The organism is Klenkia terrae (assembly GCF_900491935.1).
Classification (GTDB): Bacteria; Actinomycetota; Actinomycetes; order Mycobacteriales; family Geodermatophilaceae; genus Klenkia; species Klenkia terrae.
The window spans coordinates 1-2999 of sequence record NZ_UEXK01000009.1 but is presented as its reverse complement, the minus strand read 5'-3'; the positions used below and the strand labels follow the sequence as shown (position 1 = coordinate 2999).

At 74.9% G+C, this 2999-nt stretch carries 3 protein-coding genes and 1 pseudogene; 3 read left to right on the top strand and 1 reads right to left on the bottom strand.

Annotation, left to right across the window (positions count from 1 at the left end; genetic code table 11):
- Together LFA75_RS23555 and LFA75_RS23550 are read left to right on the top strand one after the other, a co-directional pair.
- Positions 1-102: pseudogene (locus LFA75_RS23555) on the top strand (IS982 family transposase); the annotation flags it as partial.
- A gap of 32 nt (positions 103-134) precedes the next feature.
- The gene (locus tag LFA75_RS23550) at positions 135-992 is read left to right on the top strand and encodes a 3-methyladenine DNA glycosylase (protein ID WP_225236147.1); all 858 of its coding nucleotides are present in this window, start codon (positions 135-137) and stop codon (positions 990-992) included.
- Here the strand turns inward: LFA75_RS23550 and LFA75_RS23545 are convergent.
- A complete protein-coding gene (locus tag LFA75_RS23545) occupies positions 989-1870 on the bottom strand; it encodes a haloalkane dehalogenase (protein WP_225236146.1) in 882 nt (293 codons plus the stop codon). The genes LFA75_RS23550 and LFA75_RS23545 overlap by 4 nt on opposite strands.
- A gap of 66 nt (positions 1871-1936) precedes the next feature.
- Here LFA75_RS23545 and LFA75_RS23540 point away from each other — a divergent pair, with 66 nt between their 5' ends.
- Entirely contained in the window at positions 1937-2950 is a 1014-nt protein-coding gene (locus tag LFA75_RS23540; RefSeq protein WP_225236145.1) for a hypothetical protein, read from the top strand.
- The last annotated feature ends 49 nt before the right edge of the window (positions 2951-2999 follow it).

Here is a 2999-nt window from a genome sequence, read left to right as displayed (position 1 = left end):
GCACGCATCGCTCAACGACTGCTGGCCCTGACCGCCGCGATCTGGCACAACCGCGCCACCGGCCAACCAGTCACAAGATCACTGATCGCCTACGACCACTGATCCAATCGGACTTACTCATCTAGGCTGCACAGGTGACCGTGCTCCCCGCCGCCGAGGCCGCCGCCCGGGCCGCCGCGCACCGGGAGCGGCTGCTGACCTGGGTGGGGCCGCACCTGGAGCGGCGCCGGCGGCACGAGGCGCACCCGGTCCTGGACTTCCTGTTCACCTACTACTCGGAAGCCCCGGCCCGGGTGCTGCGCTGGCACGCCGGCGTGGGCGCCTCGGTCACCGGCGAGCTGGCCGACGAACGGCTCGGCTGGCCGATGTACGCCGTGCTGCCCGACGGCTCGGTCGGGCTGGACGTCGAGGCGTTCCGCGCCAAGCGGGGGACGTCGGCCGGCTGGGTCGCGGGGTTGCTGCGGTCGACGGCGTCCCGGTCCGGGCAGTTCGGCTGCTTCGGGCTGCACGAGTGGGCGATGGTGCACCAGGCCCCGCCGCGGCACGACGCCGTCCCGCTGCGGCTGGGGTCGGCCGGCACGGACGCAGTCGTGGAGTCCCACCGCCTGCAGTGCACGCACGTCGACGCCTACCGGTTCTTCACCCCGTCGGCCGCCCCGCGCAACGCGCTCACCCCGACCCGGGAGACGCAGGCCGCCCTCGAGCAGCCGGGTTGTCTTCATGCCGGGATGGACCTCTACAAGTGGGCCTACAAGCTCGCCCCCGCCGTCCCGGGCGAGCTGCTGGCCGACTGCTTCGCCCTGGCCGTGGACATCCGGGAGCTCGACATGCGGGCCAGCCCCTACGACCTCGCCGACCACGGCTACGCCCCGGTCGCGATCGAGACGGCGGCCGGCAAGGCGGAGTACGCGGCGGCCCAGCGCGGCTTCGCCGCCCGGGGTGCCGCCCTGCGGGAGCGGTTGGTCGCCGTCTGCGACGCCGTCCTCGGTTAGGGCAGGCCGCGCAGCCAGTCGGCGATCGCCGTCCCCAGCTCGTCGGGGCTGTCCTCCGGGACGAAGTGGTTGCCGGGCACCTGCACCTCGGTGAGGTTCGGCCAGCGGCGCACCAGCTCCCGCTGCCGGCCGACCAGGATCGAGCCCGGGTCGGCGTCCACGAACAGCTTGGGGACGTCGGAGGTCGCCAGCCACTCGCCGTAGGTGTCCACGACGTCGTGCACCTTCGGCGGCACGTGCTCGATCGGGATGTTGCGCGGCCACTCCAGCGTGGGCCACCGGCTCTCCGGGGTCGGGTAGGGCGCCCGGTAGCGGTCGTGCGCCTCCGGGGAGAGCCCGTGCAGCGTGGACGCCGGCAGGATCCGCTCGACGAAGGTGTTGCGCTCCAGCACCAGCTCCTCGCCGTGGTCGGAGCGCATGCCCTGGAAGACGCTCTTGGCCGCCCGCGGCCAGTCCGCCCACAGCAGGGGCGTCACGATCGTCTCGGTGAACGCGATCGCCCGGACCTTCTCGGGGTTCCGCCGCGCCCAGTCGAAGCCCAGCGCACCGCCCCAGTCGTGCAGCACCAGGGTGACCCGGTCCCCGACCTGGACCTCCGCCAGCAGGTCGGCCAGGAACTCGGCGTGGGTGGCGAAGGAGTAGGTGCCGCGCCCGGGGTCGGGCAGCTTGTCCGACTCGCCCATGCCGATCAGGTCCGGCGCGATGCAGCGGCCCAGCCCGGCCAGGTGCGGGATGACGTTGCGCCACAGGTAGGACGACGTCGGGTTGCCGTGCAGGAGGACGATCGGGTCGCCCTCCCCGGTGTCGACGTAGGCCATCTCGTGGTCCTTGATCCGGACCCGCGAGCGGGGGTACCGGTCCTCCGGTGACACCGTCATCACCCGATCGTGCGCCGTACCCGGGCAGTCCCGCGACCCGGGCCCGGCTGTGCCAGGGTGCAGGGCGTGACCGACGAGGCCGCCGTCCGCCGTGCCCCGCGCCGCCGTGCCCTGGTGCTGGCGGGCGTCGTCGCCGCGGCCCCGGCCGCGCTCGCGTGGGTCACCAGCCAGCGGGCCGACCCCCGCGACCTCGTCGTCGCCTACCCGGACGCGATCGCCGCCGGCGGCGGCGCCGCGGCGGACGCGCTGGCCACCGATGGCGTCTTCACCGGCAGCGGCCTGCCCGCGCCCGGCTCGATGGACGACGCCGACCTCGTCCGCGCCGTCCAGGTCGGGGACGACGGCCGCGACACCTCCGTCTCCCCCTACTCGGGGGCGGACTACCGGGCGCTCGGCTTCGACGTCAGCTACGAGCTCGCCGGGGAGCAGGTGTCGGGCACCGTCTTCGTGGAGCGGACCGGCGGCTCGTGGCTGCGGCCGGAGTGGCGGATCCGGGGGTCGCTCGCCCAGCCGGCCCGCCTGTCGGTGCTGCAGCCCCTGCAGGAGGTCGACGTGACGGTGGGGTCGACCGCGGTCACCACGAGCGCCGGCAGCACGGTCACCGAGGTGCCGCTCTACCCGGGCACCTACCGGGTGGTCCCCGACCCCGACGCGCCCGTCGTCCTGGACCCGCAGGAGGTGGCCGTGGGCGAGGACGGACCGTTCCTGCTCCTGGAGGCCTCCGCCGAGCAGCTCCGCGCCGGGGCCGGGGCGGACCTGCTCGCCGCCGCCTCCTCGGCCCTCGACCTGTGCGCCGAGCGGGCCGACGACCGCCTCTTCTGCGACGACGGGGCGTACGCGAGCGCCGACGACACCGCGGGCCGGGTGTCCTGGCGGGTCGACGGCGCCGTCGACCTGGACCAGGAGGCGCGGTTCGGCCAGACGTGGCGCACCGCCGCGACCGTCGTCGCGAGCTGGACCGACCCCGACGGCACCGCCCGCGAGCAGCGGTTCGCCCTCACCGGCCAGGCCACCGTCCGCGCGGTCACCCCCGACGGCGTCCAGGTCGTCGCGGGCTGGACCGACTCCGCCGACGCCTGATTCCGCCGCAGGGCTTGACCCTCACGCCGCCAGAAGGACCCCCTCGCCC

Coding starts and splice junctions, on each gene's coding strand:
- LFA75_RS23545 (WP_225236146.1), bottom strand. CDS start 1,870: ATGACGGTGTCACCGGAGGACCGGTACCCCCGCTCGCGGGTCCGGATC.